This window comes from Ruegeria sp. CF1, assembly GCF_056537445.1.
The window spans coordinates 909,122-935,079 of the sequence record NZ_JBQFRN010000001.1 but is presented as its reverse complement, the minus strand read 5'-3'; the positions used below and the strand labels follow the sequence as shown (position 1 = coordinate 935,079).

Genomic DNA, 25,958 nt, shown 5'->3' with positions numbered 1-25,958 from the left:
GGCGCAGGGGCTTATGCTGCGGTGAAACCAAAAGGTGCCGCAGTGCAGAATAATCCGCATACCACGCTTATCACTCCAAAAGCGCCCGTTGCCGCCAATACCCATGGTGGCCGGGCAAAGTGCCTGCAAAGACTGGTCCGGCTGGACATGCCGGTGCCGCGGACCGTGGCCCTTTCTTTTGACGCGGTGCAGCGAATTGCCAAGGGTGACATTCCCGATATCGCGGCCATTCTGGAACAGTTCGACGCCGAGTCTTTGCTATGTGTGCGGCCCAGTTCGGAAGATCCCGACTGGGGCGGACCGGGTGCGGTTCTGAATATCGGCATGAATGATGCCCGCTATCTGGATCGGTCTGCGGAAATGGGGGCGGATGCAGCGGCGGCGCTTTATCTGCGGTTTGTGCAGAGCTACGCGCTCCATATTGCCCGCCTAGACCCGGATGTGTTCGATACCATTGAGGCGGATGGGCGCGAAGGGCTGAGCTTGTCCTTGCGGGCGTATGAAGACGAGACCGACGAGGCCTTCCCGCAGGATCGTGGAGAGCAGCTGATCGGTGTTTTGCGCTCGATGGCACGTGCCTGGGACGGCACTTCGGCTCGCCTGCTGAGGCAGGCCAAGGGTGCACCTGCGGATGCCGGTTTGGGTCTGGTGATTCAAGAGATGATCCCGGGCGTCGGGCAGGGCGAATGCGGCTCGGGCGTTTTGCAACTGATTGACCCGGCGACGGGTATGCCCCAGATCACAGGTCGCTATCTAAGCCAGAGTCAGGGGCGCGATGCTCTGGGCGAAGGTGTCGCTGCGTTATATCTGGAAAAGGACGAGCGTGGCCAATCGCTGGAGGATGTGGCGCCCGAGGCTTTTGCCGATCTCAAGGCCCACGCTGCGTTAATGCGCGAGAAGCTGCGCGAAGAAATGCAGGTCGAATTCGTGGTGCAGAACGGCAAGGTGCATATTCTGGACGGCGTGCGGGTTCCGCGCGGGTCGCGGGCCGGGATGCGGATCGCGGTGCGCTTGGCCGAAGACGGGATCATTCCGCCGCAAGAGGCCGTGATGCGGATCGACCCGCATTCGCTGAATGAACTTCTGCACCGGCAGGTCCATCCTGAGGCCGAGCGTGATGTGCTGACCACAGCCATCGCGGCCAGCCCCGGTGCAGCGACCGGTCGAATTGTCTTTACGGCTGCCGAAGCGCAGGCCAGCGCCGCGCGGGGGGAGCCCTGTATTCTTGTGCGCCGTGAAACCTCGCCCGAAGATGTGCGCGGAATGCATGCCGCAGTAGCTGTTTTGACCGAAAAGGGCGGGATCACCAGCCATGCGGCGGTGATTGGCCGAGGTCTGGGTCTGCCGTGTATCGTCGGCGCGTCCGAAATGCGGTTTCAGACCAAGAAAAAGCTGCTAAGTGCACCGGATGGGCGTGTGTTCAAGACAGGCGATATTCTGACCATCGATGGGACTTCGGGTCAGGTATTGGCCGGACAACCCGAGATGCTTGAAGCGGCGCTGGATGATTGCTTTCAGACACTGATGAGCTGGGCCGATGCCGAGCGGGACATCGCCATCCGCGCCAACGCCGATACACCCGCTGACGCGCAAACTGCACGAAACTTCAAAGCTGAAGGGATCGGGTTGTGCCGAACGGAACACATGTTCTTCGATCCCGGTCGTTTGACCGTAATGCGCGAAATGATCTTTGCGCAGACCCCATCTGGACGCGCTGCTGTGTTGGAACGGTTGCTGCCGATGCAACGGCAGGATTTTGTGCAGTTGTTCCGGATTATGGAGGGGCAGCCGGTCTGCATCCGCCTGTTCGATCCGCCCTTGCACGAGTTTCTGCCCACTACGCGCACTGGTCAGCGCGAGCTGGCTGAGGCGCTGGATTTGCCAATCTCGGATGTCGAACGTCGGGTCGAGGCGATGAGCGAGTACAACCCGATGCTGGGATTGCGCGGGGTTCGTCTGGGTGTCACCGTGCCGGAAATCTACGACATGCAGGCACGCGCGATCTTCGAGGCGACGGTTGAGGCCAGCAAAGAAGGTGCCCCTGTCGTGCCCGAGGTCATGATCCCGCTGGTCTCGGCCAAGCGCGAGGTTGAACTGGTCAAAACACGCATTGATACTGTAGCGGCCGAGGTTGCCTCGGAGCAGGGGCAGGAGTTCGACTATCGATTGGGAGTGATGGTGGAAACGCCTCGGGCCTGTCTGCGCGCGAATGAGATTGCGCCGCATTCCGCTTTCCTAAGCTTTGGAACAAACGACCTGACCCAGATGACCTACGGATTGTCGCGCGATGACGCGGGGCGGTTCATGTCGGCATATGTCCGCCAAGGCGTGTTTGGCGAAGATCCATTTCACGTTCTGGATGCAGATGGGGTAGGTGAATTGCTGAAGCTGGGGGCCGAGCGCGGGCGCCAAGCCCAACCAGACGTTACGCTTTCTGTCTGTGGCGAACATGGTGGTAACCCCGAATCAATCGCTATCTGCCGGTCACTTGGATTCGACTATGTGTCCTGTTCCCCTTTCCGGGTTCCTGTCGCTCGGCTGTCTGCCGCTCAACTGGCGATTTCGTCCAAACTTGGGGGTTGACTAACTGTCTCCTACCTAGAAATAGTGGCGTAAGAAACGTTCCGCTGTCGATAATAATTGGCGGCGTGAGCGGTTTTTCTCTTGCATTTTTTTCAGAACTGGACGTCTCGCTTCGTCTGGGGTATTAGCCTCGTCGCGCCCGCCGGGGGAGGGTATGGCGCGTTTGTGCCTGTGCGAGGTTATCTGATGAGACGCTACATAGTGGCTGTTGCCGTGGGGGCCGCAGCCTTGCTACCGAGTTTGTCCTTTGCCGATAGGCAAGGCGATACAAAATCTGTTGAGTTGGTCACACGTAACGAGTTGCCAGCACAAAGCTTCCGCGATTACCTGAAACTGTTTAAGCCGCGTAAGGCGCCGGAAAAAGTCGAAATCTCCTACACCAAAGCCTGGCTGGACCAGCAGCCAAAGGCGACCGGAGATGAAAATTTCCGTTGTCTTGCCGAAGCGCTGTATTTCGAGGCCCGCGGTGAAAGCGTGCGTGGCCAATTTGCTGTGGCCGAAGTTATCCTGAACCGTGTTGAAAGCGGTCGCTTTCCGGATTCACTGTGCGGTGTGATAAAGCAAGGAACGGGCAAGAAATATCAGTGCCAGTTCACCTACACCTGTGACGGGCAGAAAGAGATTATCAACGAAAAACGCGCTTATGATCGCGTTTCGAAAGTCGCCCGTGCCGCAATCGATGGTGTAGCTGAAGAGATGACCGCAGGTGCCACGCACTACCACACCAAGGCAGTGCGCCCGTCCTGGTCCCGCGTCTATAAAGAAACGGCGCGTATTGGCGTGCATATCTTCTACAAGCACAATTATCGCACGGCCAGCAACTGATTGACGCACCAGCGCTGGAAGGGTGCTGGCAACAGGCGTTTTACCAACTATGTTGCGAGCCAGGAGGCTCGCAATGACCATATCACGCCGACAGTTTCTGCAATCGACCCTGGCCTTGTCGATGATACCACGCGTGGCGATGGCATCTGCCACCGAACTGGTGGCACAGACTTCCCTCCAGCAGATCGCGCCCCAGGGATACCCGGAAACTCCGGTCTGGAGTTATGGCGGCGGTGTTCCGGGCGCGGAAATCCGTGTTCCGCAGGGGGCTCGGGTACGCCGCAAGCTTGTAAACATGCTGCCGCAACCAACGACCGTTCACTGGCATGGCATCCGGATCGACAATGCGATGGATGGAGTGCCCGGCCTGACGCAGGAAGTTGTGCAGCCAGATTCCAACTTTGAATATGATTTCGTGGTGCCGGATGCGGGAACCTATTGGTATCATGCGCACAACCAATCGATGGAGCAGGTCGCGCGTGGGCTTTATGGCCCTTTGATCGTCGAAGAAGCCAGCGGACCCGATGTTGATCAGGACCTGACCTTAATGCTGGACGATTGGCGCCTTGACACCGAGAGCGCAAAGATATCCAGCGATTTCGACAATGCTCATGATTTGAGCCATGCGGGTCGGCTGGGCAACATTGTAACGGTGAACGGAGAGTTTGACCCTTCTTATCCGGTGCAGGCGTCTGAACGATTGCGATTGCGGGTGATCAATGCCGCGAATGCCCGGGTATTCGACGTAGCGCTCGACGGGCTTGCTGGCTGGATTGTTGCGCTTGACGGTATGCCGCTTGAGGTTCCATTGCGAGTTGAGAGCAGTTTTCCTTTGGCGCCTGCGCAGCGGGTTGACTTGATCGTTGATGTCTCAGCGGAATCCGGCCAGACGGCAAGTATTGTGAGTGTAGAACGGGATGGCGCTTACGGACTCGTCAAATTTGATGTGTTCGGAGTAGCATCGCGTATTGCTGATGCAAAAGTTAGACCGTTGCCAGCAAACCGAATGCCCGAAATTGAACTGCAGAATACACCTCTGCATCGTATGACGATGCAGGGGGGTGCAATGCGCTGGCTGGAGAGCGCCAAATTGGGCGATTCCGAGCTGTCGGGGCGCGAGTTGGCTCAGCTTGGACGATTCTGGGCTTTGAACGGATATGCAGAGCGGCCAGATGATCCGTTTCTGGATGCGCGATTGGGATCAGTTCATCGGATTGAATTCGCAAATGACACGGCGTTTCCACATGCGATGCATCTGCATGGACACCATTTTCGCATTATCCTGCAGGAAGGTACACTAGGGCCGTGGCGCGACACTGTTCTAGTCGAGCGAGGGCAGGTGCGGCAGGTTGCGTTGGTAGCTGACAATCCGGGCAACTGGCTGTTGCATTGTCACATGCTAGGCCATGCGGCATCGGGTATGATGAGCTGGTTCCGGGTCACGTAACGCCGCATTCCGTAGCTGGAAAGGCGTTTGCTGCGATGCTATACGCCCGCGAAACGCCTAAAGTGGGCTGATCATCAGTCCACCGAGCCCGAAAAGGTCCGCCGCATGAGCTCTGAAATCCGTCTTGCCTTTGCGCACCCGTCCGAACGGTCCGAGGCTACCGCCGCGCGCGGTGCGCTGGACCGCATTTCGCTGCGCGATCACATCGTTGAGGTCGAGATCGGTGCGTTTCAGGCCGAACGCGGTACCACGCAACGGATCTGCTTTAACATCGTGGTCGAGGTGCGTCCGCTGACAGACCCCATCGATGATGACGTGGATCGTATTCTGTCTTACGACCGTGTAACCGAAGCGATTGCGTTCGAGCTGGCTGCTGAGCGACTAAATTTGCTCGAGACACTGGCAGATCGCGTGGCGGAGCGCATTCTGCTTGAACCTCAGGCTGTAAGAGCCTTTGTTCGCATTGAAAAACTGGATCGTGGGCCCGGCGCGCTTGGCGTCGAGATCGTGCGCGGCAAGGATGCGGTACATCATGATGTGACCGAAGAAGAGCGGCCACATCCACGGTTGGTCTTTCTGTCGAATGCAGCGATTTCATCAGGTAATCTCACCGGCTGGATCGACCAACTTGAGAATCGCCAGCGCCCGCTGATCCTGTGTGTTGGGGCGTCTGATCTGGATGTGCCGCAGACGGGTCACGCAATGACCCAACGCCGGATAGATTTGTTGGCAATTGAACAGAACGCCTGGGTTCTGGCTGCGCGCGATCACCGTTGCGTGGTCGTTTCAACGCGGACCGAGTTGGATTGGGCGATGAAAAACGGCCAGATTTGTGTTTGGGCACCCTCCAAAATTGTTCTGGATGCGGTCGATGGCCCCTCAGCCGCGCCGTCTGACGCGGTGGCGCTGGCTGCTTGGTTCGCGGCAACCTTTGAAGCCAGCGAGATGCTGGTTATTGGCGGAGACCTGCCCGAAGCCCCCAAAACGCCATTGCGCGCAGTTCCGGTGGAGCAGGCGCAACTGTGACCGTCTATTACCGCCCATTGGTCCAGCATGGGAGCACGCGCGTCGACGGGGCGGTGCCACTGGCAGGGCAGGTGCTGTGGTTCTCACAGGCCGAGCGGATTGAGCGCGGGCAAAGCACCCAGATCGTCGATGCCGTTGAAATCCCAAAGGAACAGCTGGATCGTCTGACCTGCGCGCGTCCAGCGATTGCCGGGCTTGATATGGCACGAACGCAGATCATGGGCATTCTGAATGCCACGCCGGATAGCTTCTCGGATGGGGGGCTGTATAACTCGGTCGAGGCCGCTCGGACCGCTGCCGCCGACATGGTAGCGTATGGTGCAAGTATTCTGGACATTGGCGGCGAATCCACGCGCCCGGGCGCTGATTTTGTGCCTGAAGACGAAGAGATTGCCCGCACACGCCCTTTGATTGAGGCAATTCGGGGCGAGACGGATGTGTTGATCTCGATCGATACTCGCAAGGCCGGTGTTGCCAAGGCGGCTCATCTGGCAGGTGCGGGACTGATCAACGATGTGTCGGGATTTACCTTCGATCCTAAACTTGCACCATTTTGCGCGCAGATTGAGGCTCCGGTTTGTGTGATGCATATGCAGGGTGATCCGACCACGATGCAGGATGACCCGCACTATGACAATGTTCTGCTGGATGTTTACGATTTCCTTGAGGGGCAAATCGCGCATCTTGAAGGACTGGGGCTTAGCCGCGATTTGATTGTCATCGATCCGGGCATCGGGTTTGGCAAGAATCTGGACCACAACCTGACCCTTCTGCGCAATCTCAGCCTGTTTCACGGGCTGGGCTGTCCAATCCTTCTGGGCGTTTCGCGCAAGGGATTTATTGGTCAGATCGGCAAAGAGCCGCGCAAGGATGCCCGCGCGCCAGGGTCAATCGCGGTTGCTCTGGCGGGAATATCACAGGGCGTGCAGATTGTACGGGTACATGACGTGGCCGAGACGGCTCAGGCCTTGCGTCTATGGGCCGCCGTCCGGTAATCCGGGCAAAAGGAATTTTCAGGAGACCGACTTATGCGCAAGCTGTTTGGAACCGACGGGGTGCGGGGCACCGCCAACACGCACCCTATGACGGCGGAAATGGCTTTGCGGATTGGCGCGGCTGTGGGGCGTTATTTCCGCCGCGATGCCTCGGGCGTACACCGCGTTGTCATTGGCAAGGATACGCGGCTGTCGGGCTATATGCTGGAAAATGCGCTGACGGCAGGTTTGACCTCGACCGGTATGAATGTGCTTCTGCTGGGGCCGGTGCCGACTCCTGCGGTAGGGTTGATGACGCGCTCGATGCGCGCGGATCTGGGCGTGATGATCTCGGCTAGCCACAATCCGGCGATCGACAATGGAATTAAATTCTTTGGGCCGGACGGGTTCAAGCTGTCCGATCAGGCCGAGATTGAGATCGAGCGGCTGATCGAAGAAGGCGTAAGCCCCGCACAGGCGCAGAATATTGGTCGTGCGCGTCGGGTCGACGATGCGCGGTTCCGTTATGGCGAGCGTGTGAAATCATCGCTGCCGCGCAATCTGCGCTTGGATGGGCTGAAGGTTGTGATCGACTGCGCCAACGGTGCCGCGCACCGTACTGCGCCGGAAGTTCTTTGGGAGTTGGGAGCAGATGTGATCCCGGTCGGCATCGCGCCGAACGGCAAGAACATCAACCTCGGATGTGGCTCAACCCAGCCTCGTGTTGCGGCCGAAACCGTGGTTTCACACGGCGCCGATGTAGGTATCTGTCTGGATGGGGATGCCGACCGCGTCGTTGTGATCGACGAAACTGGCGCTGTCGCCGATGGGGATCAGTTGATGGCTCTGTTGGCGACCGCGTGGTCCCGCGCGGATCAGTTGAAAGGCGGCGCCTTGGTGGCCACTGTGATGTCGAACCTCGGGTTGGAGCGGCACCTGGCCGGGCAGGGGCTGCGTCTGGAGCGGACTGCCGTTGGCGACCGCTATGTGGTTGAACGGATGCGCGAGGGTGGTTTCAATCTTGGTGGCGAACAGTCAGGTCACATCGTGATGAGCGACTATGCCACAACCGGCGACGGTCTGATGGCGGGGCTGCATTTTCTGGCAGAGATGGTGCAATCCGGCAAGAAAGCCTCGGACCTATCGCGCCAGTTTGAGACGGTGCCGCAATTGCTGAAGAATGTGCGCTTTAGCGCGGGGCAGGCCCCGCTGGAAGCGGCCAGCGTCAAAAGCGCGATTTCCGAGGCCGAGGCGCGTCTGAATGGGCAGGGGCGTTTGCTGATCCGCAAATCGGGCACGGAACCTCTGATCCGGGTGATGGCGGAATGCGAGGATGCCGCACTGCTGACCCAAGTGGTCGATGGGATCGTATCCGAGGTTGAGGCGGTGACGGGTTAACGCCCCAGTAGCATTTTCTGCAGAGTGAACCACTGGCTGATTGCCAGCCCGGTTAGGATCATGGCAAGCGCGATATAGAACCGCAGCGGCAGGGCTTCGGATAGAATCCAGGCCCCGAACACCATCGACCAAACGGGCACCTGATAGTTCACCAGCGTCAGAAAGACGGACCCGGCGCTGCGGGTGATGGATACTCGCAGCAGGGTGGCGAAGGCCGTGGGGACAAGGCCCAGAACGATCAGGGCCAGACTGGGGCGCGTTCCCTGCCACGAGGGAAGCCCCTCGGTTAGCAGCATGATAGGTATCAATAGTACTGCGCCAACCAGCAGCGTCAGGGCTGCCAGAGCCATCGGTTCAATCGGAGGGCAGCGGCGGGTCAGGATCGACGAACTGGCGTAGCACAAGGCTGCCGTGACGCAGGCCATTTGCGCCAGTGGCTGCGTACCCTGACCCAATTGCGCCAGACCGGGCCCGATCAACACAAGCGCGCCAGAGAAGCCAAGGCAAACGCCGACCAGACGCCGTAGGTTCATAGGCTCATCCGAAAAGAAATGTGCCAGCGGCAGAACCATCAGCGGAATCGCCGCCATGGACAGACCCGCAAAGGCCGAAGGGACAAATTGTTGCCCCCAGCTTAACAGCATGAAGGGAACCGCCGTCGACAGAATGCCGATGAAGAAAATCGAACTCAAAAGGGCTGGTGTCAAACTCGGAATACGCCGTCCGGTAAGGCGCATCAGCACCAGCAGCATAACGGCACCCAATGTGGTGCGCGACGTCGCCACGGTGACCGGTCCATAGCCTTCCAGCGCCATGGCAACCACCATGAACGTCCCGCCCCAGATGAGGCCCAGCGTGAAAACACCGCTCCAATCCTGTTTTGTCGGTTGTTGAACCATTCCATCCACTTATCCCGCGAATCTGACGGTGTCACGCGCTGATATTGACATTAGGTAAGTTGCAACTTACCGTAAGTTATGGCTTACGAAGAAGTACTTTCGGCTTTAGGGGATTCGACCCGTCGTCAGGTTTTTGAGGCGGTGGCCAAGCGCCCCAGGGCGGTTGGTGATCTGGCTGCGGATTTGCCCGTAAGCCGCCCGGCGGTCTCGCAACATTTGAAGGTCTTGTCCGAAGCCGGGCTTGTCGTTTGCCGGGCCGAGGGAACGCGCCGCATCTATGCCGCCCGACCCGAGGGGCTGGCCGACCTGCGCGCCTGGCTCGAGCAATACTGGTCGGACGTGTTGGAGAGTTTCGCCGCCGAGGTAAACGAAGGACGAGATGCATGATCGAACCAATCATCAAGACCATCGTTGTAAACGCAGCGCCCGAGCACGCCTTTGATGTTTTTGTAAATCGCATTGCCAAATGGTGGCCATTGGATGGGCACGCTGTCTCAGCGGCGCAAGGCAAGCCTGCGCTGGCAGTTGTGATCGAACCTCATGTCGGCGGTGCGGTTTATGAAACCATGTTCGATGGCACCCGCGCTGATTGGGGCAAGGTGTTGATCTTCGAACAGGGGGCTCGCCTGGCCTTCAGCTGGCACCCCGGCACCAACACTGACCGCCCCACGCGGGTTGAGGTCCGGTTCGCAGCCCACGGAGCCGGGCATACCACGGTCACTCTGACCCATTCGGGCTGGGAAGTCTGGGCATCTGAGGCGTCGGACAAACGCACCGGTTACGACAGTGGCTGGGATTATGTTCTGGGCGAATGCTACGCAAATGCTGTCACCAAATGAAAAGGGCGGCCACCGGGGCCGCCCTTTCGCTGACATTTGTCAGACTTAGTTCTTTTCTTTGTCGACCATTTTACCAGCCGAGATCCAGGGCATCATGGCGCGCAGTTTTGCACCGGTTTCCTCGATCATGTGCTCATCGTTCGCACGGCGCGACGCTTTGATGGTCGGTTGGCCTACAGCGTTCTCCAGCATGAAGTCACGGACGAATTTACCCTGCTGGATGTCGTTCAGAACCTCTTTCATACGCGCTTTGGTCTCGTCGTATTTCAAAATACGCGGGCCGGTGACGTACTGGCCATATTCAGCCGTGTTCGAGATCGAGTAATCCATGTTGGCGATGCCACCTTCATAGATCAGGTCGACGATCAGCTTCACTTCGTGCAGACACTCGAAATATGCCATCTCGGGCGCGTAGCCCGCTTCGACCAGCGTTTCAAAGCCGCAGCGGATCAGTTCAACCAGACCGCCGCACAGTACGGCCTGCTCACCGAACAGGTCGGTTTCGCATTCCTCGCGGAAGTTGGTTTCGATGATGCCCGAACGGCCACCACCGATGGCCGAGCAGTAGGACAGGCCGATTTCCAGCGCTTTGCCGGTCGCGTCGTTGTCGACCGCGACGAGGCAAGGAACGCCGCCGCCTTTGGTGTATTCGCCGCGCACGGTGTGACCGGGGCCTTTGGGGGCCATCATGATCACGTCAACGCCTTCTTTCGGCTCGATCAGGCCAAAATGGACGTTCAGTCCATGGGCGAACGCGATGGCCGCACCTGGCTTGATGTTGTCGTGGACGTATTTCTTGTACGTCTCAGCCTGCAGTTCGTCAGGCATGGTGAACATAATAACGTCGCACCAGGCTGCGGCTTCGGCGATGCCCATCACCTGCAGGCCTTCCGCTTCGGCTTTCTTGGCCGAGGGGGAGCCCTCGCGCAGGGCGATGACCAGGTTCTTGGCGCCCGAGTCGCGCAGGTTCAGCGCGTGGGCGTGGCCTTGCGAGCCGTAGCCCAGAATCGCCACTTTTTTGTCTTTGATCAGGTTGATGTCGCAATCGCGATCGTAATAGACGCGCATTTCGCCGGTCCTTTCAGTTTCGATTGATGTGCTTCTATCTTGCGTGATTGCTATTGGCGATAGGGTTTGGATTGAGTATTTGACAAATAGATGAAGAATAATTCTTCTATTGAAGGAAATGTGAAAAAATCATGCTTGATGATGTTGATCGACGTATTCTGCGCCACTTCCAGGCCGAGCCAAGCCTGACAACGGCAGAATTGGCTGAGCGATGCCGCATCAATTCGGGCGTCTGCTGGCGCCGGATCGAAAAAATGCAGGCGGCAGGAGTGATCGAGGGGCAGGAAGCCGTTATCGACTGGGCCGCCTTGGGCTATGCGGTCGAGGTCTCTTTGCGAATAACGCTGGACAAGACGCAGGCACGGGCGTTCGACGAATTCACGGCGGCGGCGCGGAACGTGGCCGAGGTGATCGAGATCCAGACCTTCCTTGGTCGGGTGGATGTGCGCCTATCGGTGTTGGCGCGAGATATGGCGCATTATCAACAGGTCTATCGCGATCGCATTCTGACCCTACCGCATATCGCCGATATCGAAGCCCTTATGCATATCGCCCGAGTCAAACGGGATGAGGTGTTGCCGGTATGATCGAACTGGATGAGATCGACCGCAGAATTCTGCGCGCGCTGGTGCAGGACGCGACCCAAAGCGCGGGGGCTCTGGGGCGCCGCTTTGGCTTATCGCAGCCTGCGACCTGGCGGCGTATTCGTCGACTGGAAGAAGCAGGCGTGATCAAGGGGCGGCGGCTGCGTCTGAATGCCGAGGCCCTGGGTTTTGGAGTGACCGTCTTTCTCGGCGTGAAACTTGCGCGAAAAGGGCAGGTCAGCCTTGAAGATTTTGAACGTGCCGTCAGCGCCATTCCCGAGGTGCAGACGGTTGAGCATGTGCTGGGTCTTTATGATTATCGCTTGCGCGTCGTGGCGCGGGATCTGGCAGACTTCGAACGGGTTCTGCGCCGGAGGGTGATGACCTTACCAGGGGCCGGAGAGGTCGAAGCCAATGTACTGCTGAGCGAGGAACGCCTGCCCGGGCCGATCGGTTAGTATTTAGTGCGGATGCGGAACCCCGGATGATGGGTCATGCGGGCGAAAGTCATCGGTTGCCCGTCCTTCCACGTGGTCCGTTCCAGCTGAATCATCGAAGTGCCAGTGGTTGTGCCCATGAAATCAGCTAGACGATTGTCCGCCGAGATCGCGCAAAAGGCGATTTCAGCTTCGGTGAACGGGGCAGCATTCAACAACCATTCGTGTGGGCCACTTTTGTTGAGGTCGGCTTGCTCGACCTCGGGTACGGCTTCGATATTGATCCAGCGTTCTTCAAGCTGGAAGGGGCGGTTGTCTGCATAGTGCATGCAGATCACGTGCAGAACGCGCGCGTCCGGTTCGACATTCAGTTGCGAGGTCAACCAGCCGGGGCTGTAGACCACGTTCCGTTCCACCAGAGCATAGCGATAGGCTGAGTTTTGGTTCTCAACCGCTTGTCTCGCAAGTGAAATTTCAAGCTTGGCTTGTTTGCGTGGTTCTTTCTTGACCCGCGTTCCGCTTTTGCGCTTGCGCTCGACAAAGCCCTGTTCGGCGAGCTCCCTCAGCGCCCGGTTCACCGTGGCGCGGGCACAATTGAACTCTTCCGCTAATTGGGTTTCGGTGGGTAAAAGCGAGCCCTGAGGCCATATGCGGGATTCAATCCGCCGCTTTACCTCGTCTCGAACGACTTGAAAACTAATCCGCTTTTGCGCAGTCACGAGTAAAATTATCCGTTCTTGTTCAAAGTGTGTGTATCTGTTCAGAAACACGCTAGGGTGTAAAGGGGACCTGACTCTGGTTGGCGTCATTTCTGCTAATTGTGGCATGTAAAAACTCAAAATGAAATTTTTGGCTGTGGGTTACTTTGGGTCAACTTCAGGCCGCGTTTGACGCTTTACCGAGCGCGCAAGACAAGGCAGAACAAAAAGGACCCAATAGAAAGGATGCGTCATGCCGGCACTACTGAATACTGTTGACCCGGGCGGGCTGGAGGAGTTCTCGGTGGTTTTTACCGACCGTTCTCTGAACCATATGTCTGCAAGTTTTCAGCAAGTCATGCGCGATATTTCGGCAATGCTGCGTGAAGTTTACAATGCTGAAGGCGTTGCGGTCATTCCCGGCGGAGGCACCTATGGGATGGAAGCCGTCGCGCGACAGTTTGCGCGGGATGCTGATGTGCTTGTCGTACGCAATGGGTGGTTTTCATATCGGTGGAGTCAGATCATCGAGTCAGGTGATCTGACATCGTCGACCACCGTTCTCAAAGCGCGCGAAACCGGCAATTCCAGCCCGTCACCTTTTGCTCCGGCCCCGATTGATGAAGTTGTGGCGACAATCCATGAGAAACGACCGGGTATTGTCTTCGCGCCGCATGTTGAGACCTCGGCCGGAGTGATTCTGCCTGATGATTATGTGACAGCGATGGCCGCTGCTGCGCATGAGGTGGGGGCGTTGATGGTGCTGGACTGCATCGCCTCGGGCTGTGCCTGGGTCGATATGAAGGCCACCGGAGTGGATGTGCTGATCTCGGCTCCGCAGAAGGGGTGGAGCGCAACGCCATGCGCCGGTCTTGTCATGCTATCCGAACGCGCCGAGGCACGACTGGCCGAGACCTCATCCGATAGCTTCGCGATAGATTTGAAGAAGTGGCGCCAGATCATGCAGGTCTACGAGAATGGCGGTCATGCCTATCACGCCACCATGCCAACGGATTCTCTGCTTTCCTTCCGCGACACAATGGCCGAGACGCGCGCGTACGGCTTCGAACAGCTGCGCGCGGCGCAATGGGCGCTGGGTGATGGTGTCCGGGCCTATCTTAGGGACAAGGGCGTCATGTCGGTTGCTGCCGAAGGTTTCGGCGCGCCGGGTGTGGTGGTCAGCTATACAGCAGACCCCGAAGTGCAGAACGGCAAGAAGTTCGCGGCCCTGGGCATGCAGATCGCAGCGGGCGTGCCGCTGCAATGTGACGAACCCGAAGGGTTCAGCACCTTCCGTCTTGGCCTGTTTGGCTTGGACAAGCTGTATGATGTTGACGACACGATTGCGCGCCTGAAAAGGGTTCTGGATCAGGTGCTGTAATAGCGTGGCGGGCAGAAGCCCGCCCTGCGGTTCAGCGGACGCCGAGGCCCATTTGCATGAGCGTCTTGCGCACGGGTGGTAGGGAATAGAGCGCATTCAGCCCCATCGCTCGTGCGTCGCGCAGCGGACGCGCTTCGATCATCGAGGCGCGGTTCAGCAGGTCGATGCCCTTGACGCGCAGTTCAATCTCGGTATGGCGGGCCTTGTGATAGGAATCCAACATCTGCGCATCGCCTAAGCCCTCGGGCCGGGCTTGCGTCAATTCCAGCAAGCAGCGCAGATCGCCCAACGACATGTTCAGCCCCTGCGCACCAATAGGTGGCACAACATGCGCGGCCTCGGCCATCAGCGCGATGCGTTCGCACGACAACCGTTCCGCCGACTGGCTGATGATCGGCCAGATCGTCCGGCGTGAGGCCAATTTCAGCGGTCCGAACAGCCCGCAAGAGCGTTCGGTCATCGCGGCTTCGAACGCGTCGGATTCAAGGTTTAGCAGTTCAACGGCACGTGGCCCACGTTCCATCCAGACAATGGCCGAGGACGGCTGGCCTTGCCAGTCGGGCAGGGGCACCAAAGTGAACGGCCCGCCCGAGCGGTGAATCTCGGTCGAGACATTGTCGTGCGGGATAGGATGTGTGACGGCGAAGGCGAGGGCCTTTTGGCCGTAGCGCGTGGTATGAACATTGATCCCGGCAGCTTCGCGCATTGGTGAACTGCGCCCGTCGGCGGCGATTACCAGTTTGCAGCGGATGCGGGTGCCGTCGCTCAGGCCGACCCGTGCCTCATTGGTGCGGGTGAACAGGCTGACCGTACCGGTGCCGGGGCGGAAATCGACATTCGGCAGTTCGGCTAGTCGCGCTACCATCTCGCGGCGCAGCAACCAGTTGGGCAGGTTCCATCCGAATGGCTGGTCCGAGATATCGGCGGCGTTGAAATCACGCACGACGCGCGGTTCGGGCACATCACCACCCGCATCCACGATGCGCATGATCTGCAGGGGCGCGGCGTGGGCATCCAGCTTGGCCCAAAGCCCGCATTGTTCCAACAGACCATGGGCAGGCTGCAAAAAAGCGGTGGTACGCAGATCCGATCCGTCCACGTCCCGCTCGGTGATCGGAGGGGTGGGATCGACGCAGACTACGTCGAACCCGGCAGCGCCAAAGGCGGCGGCGGCGGTCAATCCGGCGATTCCGCCGCCGGAAATCAGGATGTCACAGCTGTCAGTCATGAGTATGTCTCCGTTGCCGCAGACACTAGTGCTGTTGCGCGGTGGGCGCCAAGTGACATCCTGTCTCGTGCTTTATCCCCGAGAGATCAAAATCAGGACAAGGAACATCGTCGGCACCAGCATCAGGGCGGGAATGTAAAGACCCGGCAGGCCGAACAGAAGGATGGAACAGCCCCACATGCTGACCAGCGCCGCGGCTGTATAATAAAGGTCTTCAGCGTCGGCATTGGCCGCGTCCCGGGCCATCCAGCCAAACACGGGAATTGCAAACAAAAGGCGCTGCCAAAGAGGCAGGCGCTGAGGCATCTCAAGCGCGGTCATTGGGGTCTCCGATTCTGTTCGTCGCTGAGCTGCATATGGGGTCAATTCTGCAACTGCGAAACGAACAGATCGTCGCAGTGTGACAGCCTATCGCAGGCGACCCAGAAACCCGGTCAGATCATCGGTGTGATGGTGAATATGGTCAGCCTCGTGCGGGTCAGGCGCGACGTGCACGGTACGCATCCCCATCTCGTGCGGGGCGGCCAGATTGCGTGGATCATCTTCGAACATGGCGGCTTTCGCGGTATCGATTCCATCCTGCGCAAAGATCGCCTCGAACGCGGCTTTTTGCGGCTTGGGGCGATAGCCTGCGTGTTCTACGCCATAGATCGCGTCGAACAGCCCATTCAGACCGCGTGCCGCCAGAACGCGCTCGGCATAAGGTGCAGATCCATTGGTATAGACAATGCGTCGCCCGGGCAAAGCGCGGATATGTTCCGCCAGCGCAACATCGGGTTCCATATGGCTCATGTCCACCTGATGCACGGCGTACAGATAGGGATCGGGGTCCAGATCGTGCTCTGCCATCAGGCCCGCGAGTGTCGTGCCGTATTCGCGCCAGTAATGTGAACGCAACCGGTCGGCCTCGGGGCGGTCGACGCCGATAGCTTGCACGACGTAATCCGTCATCAGCACTTCGATCTGATCGAACAGGCGCATATGCGGCGGGTAAAGCGTGTTGTCTAGATCGAACACCCATTGGGTGACATGGGAAAAGGCAGGTTTGACCATGCTTTGGGTTTAGGGCGATGGGCTGCGGTTTTCAATGCCGCACTTGATCGGGGGGGCGTGTGGCGGCTAGACAGGTCCGAACGAGGAGACAATTCAGCCGATGCCCCAATCCAAACAGTCCAATACGGACGCCTATAGCCTTATTCTCGAAGCGATAGACGTCGGTGTCTACAAGCCTGGTGATCGGCTGGTGGAAAGCGAACTGGCCGAGCGGTTTGGCGTTTCGCGCACTCCGATCCGCGAGGCGCTGCAGCGGCTGGAAACGCAGTCGTTGCTGGAACGGGACGGGCGGTCGTTGATCGTGGCCTCATTGGACCACAACCAGATGGCCGAGCTTTATGTTGTCCGGCGTGAATTGGAAGGGCTGGCCGCACGTCTGGCCGCAAAACACGCAACCGAAGAGGAAATTCGGGTCCTTCAGGAAATGGTGGTGGCCGACAATGAGTTGATCGGAGATCCTGTTGCGCTGTCGCGGGCCAACCGGAGATTTCACGAACAGATTCACCTGGCTTCGCATAACCGCTATCTGGTGCAGCAGCTTGATCTGGTGCATCGGACCATGGCCTTGATGGCGACCACATCGCTGGCCGCAGAAGGGCGTGGCGAGATTGCGCAGAGCGAGCACAAAGGCATCGTGGACGCGATTGCGGCGCGAGACGAGGACGCGGCGGCCAAGGCGTTGCAGGATCACATTTCGGTCGCTTTCATGACGCGGCTGAAACAGGATGCGATCCGGCGCGAGAAATAGCGGCCTCACGTTCCTCGACCGCATGGCCGTGTTGGGTCTTGTCCCAGAAGAACGGATTGACCGCCAGTTCCCACAGGCCTTTGTAGGCCGCCAACACGCCCAGCGGATAGTAAAGCACCATGGTCGGCACCCAGGGTAGCAGGAACCTGCGTTTGCCTGCGATGACACCGCAGATACCCACCAATAGGTTGGCGGCTTCGGCGACGAGAAACAGAACCACGCAGGCAGTCAATAAACCGGGTGTCAGGATTGGTTGATACAGGTGGGGCAGCCCGAAAAAGATGGGCCAGAACGCCCACAAAAGCGGGGCCAGAAGGAATTGGCCCAGTGTTCCCAGAAAAAAGGCCTGTAAGCCCAAAAAGCGCAGCAACCCCAGATCGCGCAGCAATTGGCGTGGTGCGCGCATATGCACCAGATAGGTTACCATGAACCCCTTCAGCCAACGCGAACGCTGCTTGACCCATGGCCAGGCGCGAAAGTTCGCCTCTTCATAGGTCGTGGTGCTGACGATCTCGGTCCGATATCCGGCACGGCTTAGGCGGACACCCAGATCGGCATCTTCGGTGACATTATGGGCATCCCAACCGCCCAGTTCGACCAGCTTGTCGCGGCGAAAAAAGAAGGTTGTGCCGCCCAGCGGAACGACCAGACCAATTCGCGCGATGCCTTTCAGGACGACGCGAAACCAGCCGCTGTATTCGATGCTAAAACAGCGCGACCGCCAATTGGTGCGCGGATTGTAGTAGTCTAGAATACCTTGAAGGCACACCACCTCCTTTGGGGCGTTCGCGAAATGGCGGACAACGGTTTCAATCTGATCGGATTGCGGCGCGTCTTCGGCATCCCAAACGCCCAAAATCTCTCCACGGCAGAAATCCAGCGCATAGTTCATCGCACGGGGCTTGGTGGTCAGGTCACCCCGATCCGGCACAACAATGGCGCGCATCCAGGTTGGCAGTTCTATTTGCCTGAGCGCCTCATTGGTTACGTCATCCCGCTCTTCCAGCACCAAAATGACATCCAGCAACGCTTTGGGATAGGTCAGGCGGCGCAGCCGGGCGATCAGGTCATCGGCAATCTCGCGTTCCTTATATAGCGGCACAAGGATCGAGACGCGGGGTAGGCGAAGTGACTCAGAGGTCTTTGTTGTTGGCTCAGATTTTTCTCGCCATAGATAAGCAATGAGCCCCGAGAGCCTGAGAGACAAGAACAGTCCTAGGGTCAGCAGTGCAAAGCCCAAAAGAAGGCCGAGGCCAACTATCGGGAAACAAACACAGAGTGCCGCGAACAGGATAAATCCAATGATCGGCCCACGGCGCGTCTGGGCCGACCAATTCCTGCAGCTTTGCCGCGCCTCAACGCGAGTTTCTGCAGCTTGTGCCAGCGGTTGAGCATATTGACGGGCGATGGCGGCATCGATCTGCTCGGGTCCTGCCAGAACCGGGATGATCGTGTAACCGTGGCCCTTCAATGCGTCTGCCACTGCGTCGAATGTATCTGGCCTGGCTGTAGCGATCAGCAGGATTGGCCCCACACGCATCCAGGGCAGTACATTGTGCTCCAACCAAAACTCGACCGGTTCGAGCAAACAGAGGTCTGCGGCAGGTGGTACCTGCGCAAGATCGGCGATCTGAAGGCCGGTTTGGTCAGACAGCGCCGAGAGAACCTGCGCACGGCTGGCCCATCCTTCACTGACCAGTATTTCCCCCAATGGCGCGTTCTGGAATACTTGCATCCGCAGGGCGCGCGCCAACTGGTCGGGTGTGATGATGCCTTGTTCGACGAGACATGTGCCGAGCGGTTTGCGCGAATGCGGCCCGGGCACAGGCTGCGCCAGTGTCTGACGCTGGAGATTCAATTCGACCATAACGAAACCCTGCCGCATGTAACATCCGGCAGGGTTGCTTAGTCAGAGTTAACACACGGTTAACGCTGTTGAATTCGCCTTTAAGCTTGTGCTTTTTGATCCGCCATCGCCGCGGCAAAGCGTTCGAACAGGTAGAAACTGTCCTGCGGGCCGGGTGACGCTTCTGGATGATGCTGCACCGAATAAACCGGGCGACCCGTCATGCGGATGCCGCAGTTCGAGCCGTCAAACAGAGAGCGATGCGTTTCGACTACGCCATCGGGCAGTGTTTCCGCGTCCACGGCGAAGCCGTGGTTCATCGAGGTGATCTCGACCTTGCCTGTTTCCATATCCTTGACCGGATGATTGGCACCATGGTGGCCGTGGTTCATCTTGATCGTCTGCCCGCCAAGCGCCAGTGCCAGCATCTGATGGCCTAGGCAAATGCCAAAGACGGGCAGATTTGTTGTATCCAGCACTTCCTTTATCATCGGAACAGCATATTCGCCGGTAGCCGCCGGATCGCCGGGTCCGTTTGACAGGAACACTCCGTCCGGCTTGTGTGCCAGCACCTCCGCAGCCGTTGCGGTGGCGGGCAATACGGTTACGTCGCAACCCGCCGAGGCGAGGCAGCGCAAGATGTTGCGCTTGGCACCATAGTCGATCGCGACCACCTTGTGCATCGGAGCTTCCTGACGCTGGTAGCCATCGGGCCAAGCCCAACGCATCTCATCCCAGCGATAGCTTTGGGCGCAGGTGACTTCTTTGGCCAGATCCATCCCTTCGAGACCCGCAAAACTACGCGCTGCAGCAATCAGGGCTTCGATATCGAAGTTTCCCTCGGGATCATGAGCTAGCGCCACGTGCGGTGCGCCTTGCTGGCGGATCGCGCGGGTCAGGCGGCGGGTATCGACGCCGCCGATTGCGATGCGACCACGGCGGGCTAACCAGCTTTTTAGCTCTTCTGTCGCGCGCCAATTCGACGGCTCGGTCGGGTCCCATTTGACCACCATCCCGGCTGCCACCGGGTCGCCGGTTTCGTCATCTTCGGGATTCACTCCGACATTGCCGATATGCGGGAAAGTGAAGGTCACGATCTGGCCCGCATAAGAAGGATCGGTCATGATCTCTTGATAGCCCGTCATGGCGGTGTTGAAACACAACTCGGCCTCGGTTTGACCGGTTGCGCCGAAGCCCACACCGTAAAACAGGGTTCCATCGGCCAACGCCAGACATGCGGTGGGCTTGGACGGGGCGTTCTGGGCCATGGCGCGACTCTCCTGCAAGGTAAACGGGCGCATAACTAAGTGGGTTATACGCTAGGGTCAAGTCTGTTCAAATTTTGGGCTATTGTTAAAAATCAATGAGTTACAATTAATGTCCACTGTTGTACCAACCTTTTTGTTTCGATATGGTCAGGGTTCCTTTGCCATGGGGATGGACAGACCATATGGATATGCGATCACGGGTGAACTCTGCCCTGAAGCAAGCTATGAAAGACAAAGCCGCCGAGCGTCTTTCGACACTGCGCCTGATCAATGCGGCGATCAAGGATCGTGATATTGCTTCGCGCGCCTCTGACAATGAAGAGACCAAAGGCTGCGGCGATGCCGAAGTGCTTGAAATTCTGGGTAAAATGACCAAGCAGCGCAAGGAAAGCGCACGCGCCTACGAAGAGGGCGGACGCCTTGATTTGGCCGAGCGGGAACTGCGCGAGGTTGAGGTGATTGAGGAATTCCTGCCCAAACAGCTGGACGACGACGAGGTTAGCAAGGCCATTCAGACCGCCATCACGTCTACTGGGGCGGGCTCAATCCGCGATATGGGCAAGGTGATGGGCGAGTTGAAGTCGCGCTATACCGGTCAGATGGATTTCGGCAAAGTAGGACCGATGGTCAAAGATCATCTTTGCGCTAACTCGAACGGCGCTTAGTCACGTCGATTTGCGCAGTTTCTGACTCAGATCATCAAACAGCGCGATCCGCTCGTCCTCGGACAGGAACGCGCCGATCTCAACTTCGCGCCCATCGCCGATCAGCGTTACGTAATGGGGTACCGGACCACCGCTGGTGTGCATTTCAGGACGGGCCCAATAGCGGTTGCAGGTCCATTCCTGATCGCCCTTGTCTGGGTGGTGGTGCACAAGGTGGGCTTGCGTCTGGCCTAAGGTCAGAACCTCGAACACGCTGCGCGCGCGATAGTTTGTCTGGATTGCCAACCAGAGACCCAGAACCGTCAGCAGCAGGAACGGCAGCAGACCCCACAGGACGATCGAACCCAACATCGCCAGCAGCGGGATCAGTCCGAACAGGAACACCGACAAGATGACGGTCATTGCGCCACGTGGTGGCAAGGAGTTGTGCGGCCAAAGCCGCAGTTCCTGTTCAGCGTCCGAGTTTTCTGTCCATTGATAAGGCATGGCGAGAACCTAGCTCAGACCGGCGCAAGGTCGAAGCAAAAATCAGTCAGACAACGTGGCCGACGCGGACCCACGACAGGGCATCGTCCAGCCGGTCATCGCCCCAGAACACTTCGTCGCGGACAACAAAGCTGGGTGCGCCGAAAACCCCCAGTTTGATGGCCTTGTTTGTCTCGGCCTCCAAGGCTGCAACAGCGTCCGGGCTGCGGGCACGGGCAAGCATCAGGCGTGGATCTTGTTGGCACCGAAGCAGGGCTTCGGAAATGGCGCTTTCGCTACCGGCCTCAATCCCGTCCTCGAACCAGATCCGATAAAGATTTTGCGTGAACCCGGCGCCCCAGCCGTCCTGCATGCCCAGCAAAGCCACCTGATTTGCCAGCGCCAGGTCAGAAATTGGATAGGGGGCGGGAAGTTTGGCGTGGATGTGATATTTCGCGGCGCGCCGCTCAATATCGCGCCACATATAGGCCGACTTCACCGGTTTGCCCGCGAAGGGTATATTTTGCTGTTCCGACATCACCGTGCGCACGTTGAAGGGGCGCCAGGTTACCGTCGCATCGTTTTCTTCGCACCAGCCATCCAGGCGCGTGATGGTCAGAAAACTGTAAGTGCTGCCGATTGAATACCAAAAGTCGATCTCGGGCATAGCAAGGCTCCTGTCAAAAGGGGCTTTGCCAACCAGAATACCGCAAAACGGAGGTTTTTTCGATCTTTGCCCAATTTAAATGGTCAAAGTAACGCTTTATCGATGGGTTCTGTCGGCTGAGGGGCAGTGCCGCAGGAAGTCATCTGGCGCAGGTCGATTTCGATCATGCGGCAGATGGACGAGATCGGAACATCGGTTACGTCGCCTTCGAACGGGTCCTCCATCGAGGCGCTGACCCGTTCAGTCACGAAGAAAATCCAGCAAACCAACGCTCCGATCGGAGCAAAGACTGCCCAGTCAAGCAGAACGGATTTTGTTACCGAGTAGCCCATGCCAGCGGTGATCGAGCGTTGGTCATTCAACGCCAGCGGTAACATGAAGATAAAAATATAGCTGAAGATGCGTCCGACCTCGGCGACCTGCCGTGGGAAGGGGGTATTCTTGATACGTTCGCTTTGGCCTTGCGCGTCTGCAAACCGTGCTAGCCGGTTCATCAGCGCCACATGCCAATAGGGGTCGATCTTGCCGGATTGCGCCAGTGATGAAAGCCGCTCACCCTGAAGAAACAACAGGTACGCGGCACGGTTGGATTTCCCTTCGAGCAGAGGCAAATCAGCCGTCAGTTGGGTATCGCGCCAGCATTCGGGTTCCTGATGCAGCGCGATTTTGTCCACGACCGGTTTGTGTCCGAACATCCACGGGCGGCGGGCGCGTCCATGCGTTGCGGGCTGGCGCAGTTGAAAGGCCAGCATGTTTTGCCAAGCGATATGACGTTCCAGCAATTCACGCCGTATCTCGGGCGCAAGCGGCGTGCCGTCAGCCTGAACCAGATTGCTGATCGTATTGCCCCAATCGCGACTGGCGTTGACGATGTCCCCCCAAATCTTGCGGGCCTCGACCCAGCGGCCATAGGCCGAGGTGTTCTTGAAACCCAGAAAAAATGCCACTGCCAAACCCAGCATCGTGACCGGTGGGCTGGAGTTCGAGATCAACTCAAGCGGAGTAACTTCATCCACTAGTTCAAGCAGGAGTATCCAGGCCATGACGATGCAAATGAACCCGGCAGAGCCTTTGACCAGTTGCCGAAGTGTGATGCCGTGATGGAGAATCATGTGGCGCGCACCCGTCTTAGATTATGCTGTTTTCGCAAATACTAGCGGCCTGATCTTTGGTGCGTCTACGTGTTGGGTGCAGCAAGTTGCGGACTGGGGGCATAAAAAACACAAAGCCCCGCACGGGGCGGGGCTTCGCTGAATTTGGTTTGGATGGCGGGATCAGTGCGCGTGGCCCTTGTCCCAGTCTTCCTGCTTGGGCAGCTGCTCGAACGTGTGTTCAGGTGGCGGCGTGGGCAGGGTCCATTCCAACGTATCCGCGTATTCGTTCCACGGGTTCGGGCGTGTCTCTTTCGCACCACGCAGCAGGGCGTAGATCACGATGCCGAAGAACAGCAGGAACGAGGCGAACGAGATGAACGCACCAATCGACGAAACGAAGTTCCACTGAGCAAACGCTTCAGGGTAGTCGATATAGCGGCGTGGCATGCCCTGACGGCCCAGGAAGTGCTGCGGGAAGAAGGTCAGGTTGGCGCCGATGAAGAACAGCCAGAAGTGAACCTTGCCCCAGAACTCGGAATACTGACGGCCCGTCATCTTCGAGAAGTAGAAGTACACGCCAGCGAAGATCGCAAAGACGGCACCCAAGCTCATCACGTAGTGGAAGTGCGCAACGACGTAGTAGGTGTCGTGATAGGCACGGTCCACGCCGGCCTGCGACAGCACAACGCCGGTCACACCACCAACGGTGAACAGGAACAGGAAGCCGAAGGCGAACAGCATAGGGGTTTTGAACTCGATGGAACCACCCCACATGGTTGCAATCCACGAGAAGACCTTAACGCCGGTCGGAACCGCGATGACCATCGTGGCCAGCATGAAGTAGGCCTGCTGGCGCAGCGACATGCCAACGGTGTACATGTGGTGCGCCCATACGACGAAGCCCAGCACACCGATCGCGATGATAGCCCAGACCATCGGCAGGTAGCCGAAGATTGGTTTACGCGCGAAGGTCGCGATCACGTGGCTGATGATGCCAAAGCCGGGCAGGATCACAATGTACACTTCCGGGTGGCCAAAGAACCAAAGGATGTGCTGATACAGGATCGGATCACCGCCACCAGCCGGATCAAAGAAGGTGAAGCCAAAGTTGCGGTCCATCAGCAGCATGGTGATCGCGCCTGCCAGAACCGGAAGCGACAGCAGAATCAGCCACGAAGTAACGAAGATCGACCAGCTGAACAGAGGCACCTTGAACAGTGTCATGCCCGGGGCACGCATGTTCAGGAAGGTGGTGATCATGTTGATCGCGCCGAGGATCGAGGAGGCGCCCGATACGTGCACGGCGAAGATCGCAAGGTCCATGGACATGCCGCCTTCGGTCGTCGACAGCGGTGGATACAAAACCCAGCCTACACCTGAACCAAGCTGGTCATTACCACCGGGGCTGAGCAGCGAGGCGACGCCCAGCGAGGTGCCAGCGACATACAGCCAGAAGGACAGGTTGTTCATCCGCGGGAACGCCATATCCGGCGCACCGATCTGCAACGGCATGAAATAGTTGCCAAATCCGCCGAACAGGGCGGGGATGACAACGAAGAACATCATCAGAACACCGTGATAGGTGATCATCACGTTCCAGAGGTGACCGTTGGGGGTGCATGGATCGGCCATGAACCCTTCGAGGCACATATACTGAACACCGGGGTGCATCAGTTCGAGCCGCATATAGACAGTCATCAGAACCGAGATCAGACCGGCAAGGGCCGAAAAGACCAGGTAGAGAATCCCGATGTCCTTGTGGTTGGTCGACATGAACCAGCGGGTGAAAAAGCCGCGCTGATCTTCATGCTCGTGACCATGAATGGCTGCGTCTGCCATTAGGTGCCTCCTGTTGCAACTGTACCGCGCAGTCGGACCTCTCCAACGCGCGGGATTCCTGCTGGTTTTAGATTGCGAAGGGGCGACCTTCAATGGTCGAGTTTGATCTGGATCAAGATTAATTGTCGCGGGCAGACTGTGCTGCGCGATAATCTGACCTCGGATGCGAGGGATTTGGGGATTCAGTCCGCGATTACAAGTGGTGACGGGGAAACCCGCTTGACCCGCATCAAGCGGCGCCTCAGAACAACGGGTAAGTCCAACACCGGAGGCCTGTAATGACCGCTTATGATCCCGAAAATGTCTTTGCCAAGATCCTGCGCGGAGAAATCCCGTCAAACCGTGTGTATGAAGACGACGACACCGTCGCGCTGATGGATATCATGCCCCGGGCGGACGGGCACTTGTTGGTGATCCCCAAAACCTCCTGTCGCAACATGCTGGATGCAACGCCCGAGCAACTGGCAGCGGTGATGGCGACGGTACAGAAGATGGCTCACGCTGTGAAAGAAGCGTTTGACGCTGATGGCGTCACCGTTCAGCAATTCAATGAGGCCGCAGGCGGGCAAGAGGTATTTCACCTTCATGTGCATGTATTGCCGCGCCACGAGGGCGTCTCGATACGCCCGCCCGGTAAAATGGGCGATTTTGACCTGATTGCTCAACACGCCGACAAGATCCGCGCGGCACTGACCTGATCCACCTTCGAAGCGAGCTGTCGCAGGCGTCGTGATCACCAAACGCATGGAGCACGACACTTGCGTAACAGCGCTGCCCGTCGCAGACCTGAGGAATACGGATCAGTCTTGTTCCATTCATTTCATGCGTGCGATCCGGACTCGTAAATCATCAGGCTGCTGTCCGGCGATTTCATTAGCCCGGTTCAAGTTTTTCCATTTGCACTTTCGAGTGTGAGCAAAGCCTCT

General features: G+C 58.2%; 26 protein-coding genes. 14 read left to right on the top strand and 12 right to left on the bottom strand.

The annotated features are described in order from the left end of the window. Positions 1–21: 21 nt before the first annotated feature. The 6 genes from ACRZ96_RS04685 to glmM all read left to right on the top strand — a co-directional run bounded on the left by ACRZ96_RS04685 (position 22) and on the right by glmM (position 8,253). Positions 22–2,583, top strand: a complete 2,562-nt coding sequence (locus tag ACRZ96_RS04685) for a putative PEP-binding protein (protein ID WP_480569179.1) — start codon at positions 22–24, stop codon at positions 2,581–2,583. A gap of 186 nt (positions 2,584–2,769) precedes the next feature. Next, positions 2,770–3,408, top strand: coding sequence for a cell wall hydrolase (locus ACRZ96_RS04680; RefSeq protein WP_170393504.1), 639 nt, complete (start codon positions 2,770–2,772; stop codon positions 3,406–3,408). A gap of 73 nt (positions 3,409–3,481) precedes the next feature. Beyond that, positions 3,482–4,855 (top strand): multicopper oxidase family protein, encoded by a 1,374-nt coding sequence (locus tag ACRZ96_RS04675; protein WP_480704498.1) that lies wholly within the window; start codon positions 3,482–3,484, stop codon positions 4,853–4,855. 105 nt (positions 4,856–4,960) lie between these two features. Further along, positions 4,961–5,881, top strand: coding sequence for a dihydroneopterin aldolase (locus ACRZ96_RS04670; RefSeq protein ID WP_170393501.1), 921 nt, complete (start codon positions 4,961–4,963; stop codon positions 5,879–5,881). Continuing rightward, entirely contained in the window at positions 5,878–6,876 is a 999-nt protein-coding gene (gene folP, locus ACRZ96_RS04665) for a dihydropteroate synthase (RefSeq protein ID WP_170405004.1), read from the top strand. The genes ACRZ96_RS04670 and folP overlap by 4 nt, the downstream gene beginning before the upstream one ends. 33 nt (positions 6,877–6,909) lie before the next feature. Next, positions 6,910–8,253: a phosphoglucosamine mutase gene (glmM, locus tag ACRZ96_RS04660; protein WP_170662194.1), complete on the top strand. Its 1,344-nt coding sequence runs from the start codon at positions 6,910–6,912 to the stop codon at positions 8,251–8,253. Here the strand turns inward: glmM and ACRZ96_RS04655 are convergent. Then, positions 8,250–9,152, bottom strand: coding sequence for a DMT family transporter (locus ACRZ96_RS04655; RefSeq protein ID WP_170405007.1), 903 nt, complete (start codon positions 9,150–9,152; stop codon positions 8,250–8,252). The genes glmM and ACRZ96_RS04655 overlap by 4 nt on opposite strands. A gap of 78 nt (positions 9,153–9,230) precedes the next feature. On the opposite strand from ACRZ96_RS04655, the gene ACRZ96_RS04650 reads away from it, so the two are divergent. After that, the gene (locus tag ACRZ96_RS04650; protein WP_170510577.1) at positions 9,231–9,539 is read left to right on the top strand and encodes a metalloregulator ArsR/SmtB family transcription factor; all 309 of its coding nucleotides are present in this window, start codon (positions 9,231–9,233) and stop codon (positions 9,537–9,539) included. After that, complete coding sequence (locus ACRZ96_RS04645) at positions 9,536–9,991, top strand: SRPBCC family protein (protein ID WP_480569191.1); 456 nt, start codon at positions 9,536–9,538, stop codon at positions 9,989–9,991. The genes ACRZ96_RS04650 and ACRZ96_RS04645 overlap by 4 nt, the downstream gene beginning before the upstream one ends. A 45-nt stretch (positions 9,992–10,036) precedes the next feature. Here ACRZ96_RS04645 and ilvC read toward each other — a convergent pair whose 3' ends face one another. Next, positions 10,037–11,059 (bottom strand): ketol-acid reductoisomerase, encoded by a 1,023-nt coding sequence (ilvC, locus tag ACRZ96_RS04640; RefSeq protein WP_170393489.1) that lies wholly within the window; start codon positions 11,057–11,059, stop codon positions 10,037–10,039. 131 nt (positions 11,060–11,190) lie between these two features. Between ilvC and ACRZ96_RS04635 the strand changes: the two genes are divergently transcribed. Both ACRZ96_RS04635 and ACRZ96_RS04630 read left to right on the top strand, forming a co-directional pair. Then, positions 11,191–11,646 (top strand): Lrp/AsnC family transcriptional regulator, encoded by a 456-nt coding sequence (locus ACRZ96_RS04635; protein WP_480771355.1) that lies wholly within the window; start codon positions 11,191–11,193, stop codon positions 11,644–11,646. Next, positions 11,643–12,101 (top strand): Lrp/AsnC family transcriptional regulator, encoded by a 459-nt coding sequence (locus ACRZ96_RS04630; RefSeq protein ID WP_170393485.1) that lies wholly within the window; start codon positions 11,643–11,645, stop codon positions 12,099–12,101. Before ACRZ96_RS04635 ends, ACRZ96_RS04630 begins: the two co-directional genes overlap by 4 nt. On the opposite strand, the gene ACRZ96_RS04625 is transcribed toward ACRZ96_RS04630, so the two are convergent. Beyond that, positions 12,098–12,799 (bottom strand): GntR family transcriptional regulator, encoded by a 702-nt coding sequence (locus ACRZ96_RS04625; RefSeq protein ID WP_170393483.1) that lies wholly within the window; start codon positions 12,797–12,799, stop codon positions 12,098–12,100. The genes ACRZ96_RS04630 and ACRZ96_RS04625 overlap by 4 nt on opposite strands. Positions 12,800–13,031: 232 nt before the next feature. Between ACRZ96_RS04625 and ACRZ96_RS04620 the strand changes: the two genes are divergently transcribed. Continuing rightward, entirely contained in the window at positions 13,032–14,159 is a 1,128-nt protein-coding gene (locus ACRZ96_RS04620; RefSeq protein ID WP_480704510.1) for an aminotransferase class V-fold PLP-dependent enzyme, read from the top strand. A gap of 31 nt (positions 14,160–14,190) precedes the next feature. On the opposite strand, the gene ACRZ96_RS04615 is transcribed toward ACRZ96_RS04620, so the two are convergent. The 3 genes from ACRZ96_RS04615 to ACRZ96_RS04605 form a co-directional block, all read right to left on the bottom strand. After that, entirely contained in the window at positions 14,191–15,387 is a 1,197-nt protein-coding gene (locus ACRZ96_RS04615) for a UbiH/UbiF family hydroxylase (protein WP_480704512.1), read from the bottom strand. Positions 15,388–15,459: 72 nt separating this feature from the next. Continuing rightward, a complete protein-coding gene (locus ACRZ96_RS04610; RefSeq protein ID WP_480704514.1) occupies positions 15,460–15,708 on the bottom strand; it encodes a hypothetical protein in 249 nt (82 codons plus the stop codon). 87 nt (positions 15,709–15,795) lie between these two features. Continuing rightward, positions 15,796–16,440 (bottom strand): pyrimidine 5'-nucleotidase, encoded by a 645-nt coding sequence (locus ACRZ96_RS04605; protein WP_170635565.1) that lies wholly within the window; start codon positions 16,438–16,440, stop codon positions 15,796–15,798. Positions 16,441–16,540: 100 nt separating this feature from the next. On the opposite strand from ACRZ96_RS04605, the gene ACRZ96_RS04600 reads away from it, so the two are divergent. Then, positions 16,541–17,188 (top strand): GntR family transcriptional regulator, encoded by a 648-nt coding sequence (locus tag ACRZ96_RS04600; protein ID WP_170662202.1) that lies wholly within the window; start codon positions 16,541–16,543, stop codon positions 17,186–17,188. Here ACRZ96_RS04600 and ACRZ96_RS04595 read toward each other — a convergent pair. Together ACRZ96_RS04595 and carA are read right to left on the bottom strand one after the other, a co-directional pair. Next, positions 17,145–19,073, bottom strand: coding sequence for a glycosyltransferase family 2 protein (locus ACRZ96_RS04595; protein WP_480704516.1), 1,929 nt, complete (start codon positions 19,071–19,073; stop codon positions 17,145–17,147). The genes ACRZ96_RS04600 and ACRZ96_RS04595 overlap by 44 nt on opposite strands. Before the next feature lie 62 nt (positions 19,074–19,135). Then, positions 19,136–20,302, bottom strand: coding sequence for a glutamine-hydrolyzing carbamoyl-phosphate synthase small subunit (gene carA / locus ACRZ96_RS04590; RefSeq protein ID WP_170510981.1), 1,167 nt, complete (start codon positions 20,300–20,302; stop codon positions 19,136–19,138). A gap of 182 nt (positions 20,303–20,484) precedes the next feature. On the opposite strand from carA, the gene ACRZ96_RS04585 reads away from it, so the two are divergent. Further along, a complete protein-coding gene (locus tag ACRZ96_RS04585) occupies positions 20,485–20,967 on the top strand; it encodes a GatB/YqeY domain-containing protein (RefSeq protein WP_170393469.1) in 483 nt (160 codons plus the stop codon). Here the strand turns inward: ACRZ96_RS04585 and ACRZ96_RS04580 are convergent, their stop codons facing one another. The 4 genes from ACRZ96_RS04580 to ctaD all read right to left on the bottom strand — a co-directional run bounded on the left by ACRZ96_RS04580 (position 20,968) and on the right by ctaD (position 25,032). Continuing rightward, the gene (locus ACRZ96_RS04580) at positions 20,968–21,453 is read right to left on the bottom strand and encodes a DUF2244 domain-containing protein (RefSeq protein WP_170510555.1); all 486 of its coding nucleotides are present in this window, start codon (positions 21,451–21,453) and stop codon (positions 20,968–20,970) included. A gap of 46 nt (positions 21,454–21,499) precedes the next feature. Then, positions 21,500–22,099 carry a DsbA family protein gene (locus ACRZ96_RS04575; protein ID WP_480704519.1) on the bottom strand — a complete coding sequence of 200 codons (600 nt, stop codon included), beginning with the start codon at positions 22,097–22,099 and terminating at the stop codon, positions 21,500–21,502. A gap of 83 nt (positions 22,100–22,182) precedes the next feature. After that, positions 22,183–23,211 (bottom strand): bestrophin family protein, encoded by a 1,029-nt coding sequence (locus ACRZ96_RS04570; protein ID WP_480814265.1) that lies wholly within the window; start codon positions 23,209–23,211, stop codon positions 22,183–22,185. A gap of 162 nt (positions 23,212–23,373) precedes the next feature. Next, on the bottom strand, positions 23,374–25,032 hold the full coding sequence (gene ctaD, locus ACRZ96_RS04565; RefSeq protein WP_170393460.1) for a cytochrome c oxidase subunit I: 1,659 nt from the start codon (positions 25,030–25,032) through the stop codon (positions 23,374–23,376). A gap of 278 nt (positions 25,033–25,310) precedes the next feature. Between ctaD and ACRZ96_RS04560 the strand changes: the two genes are divergently transcribed. Then, entirely contained in the window at positions 25,311–25,730 is a 420-nt protein-coding gene (locus ACRZ96_RS04560; RefSeq protein WP_170610159.1) for an HIT family protein, read from the top strand. Positions 25,731–25,958: the final 228 nt, after the last annotated feature.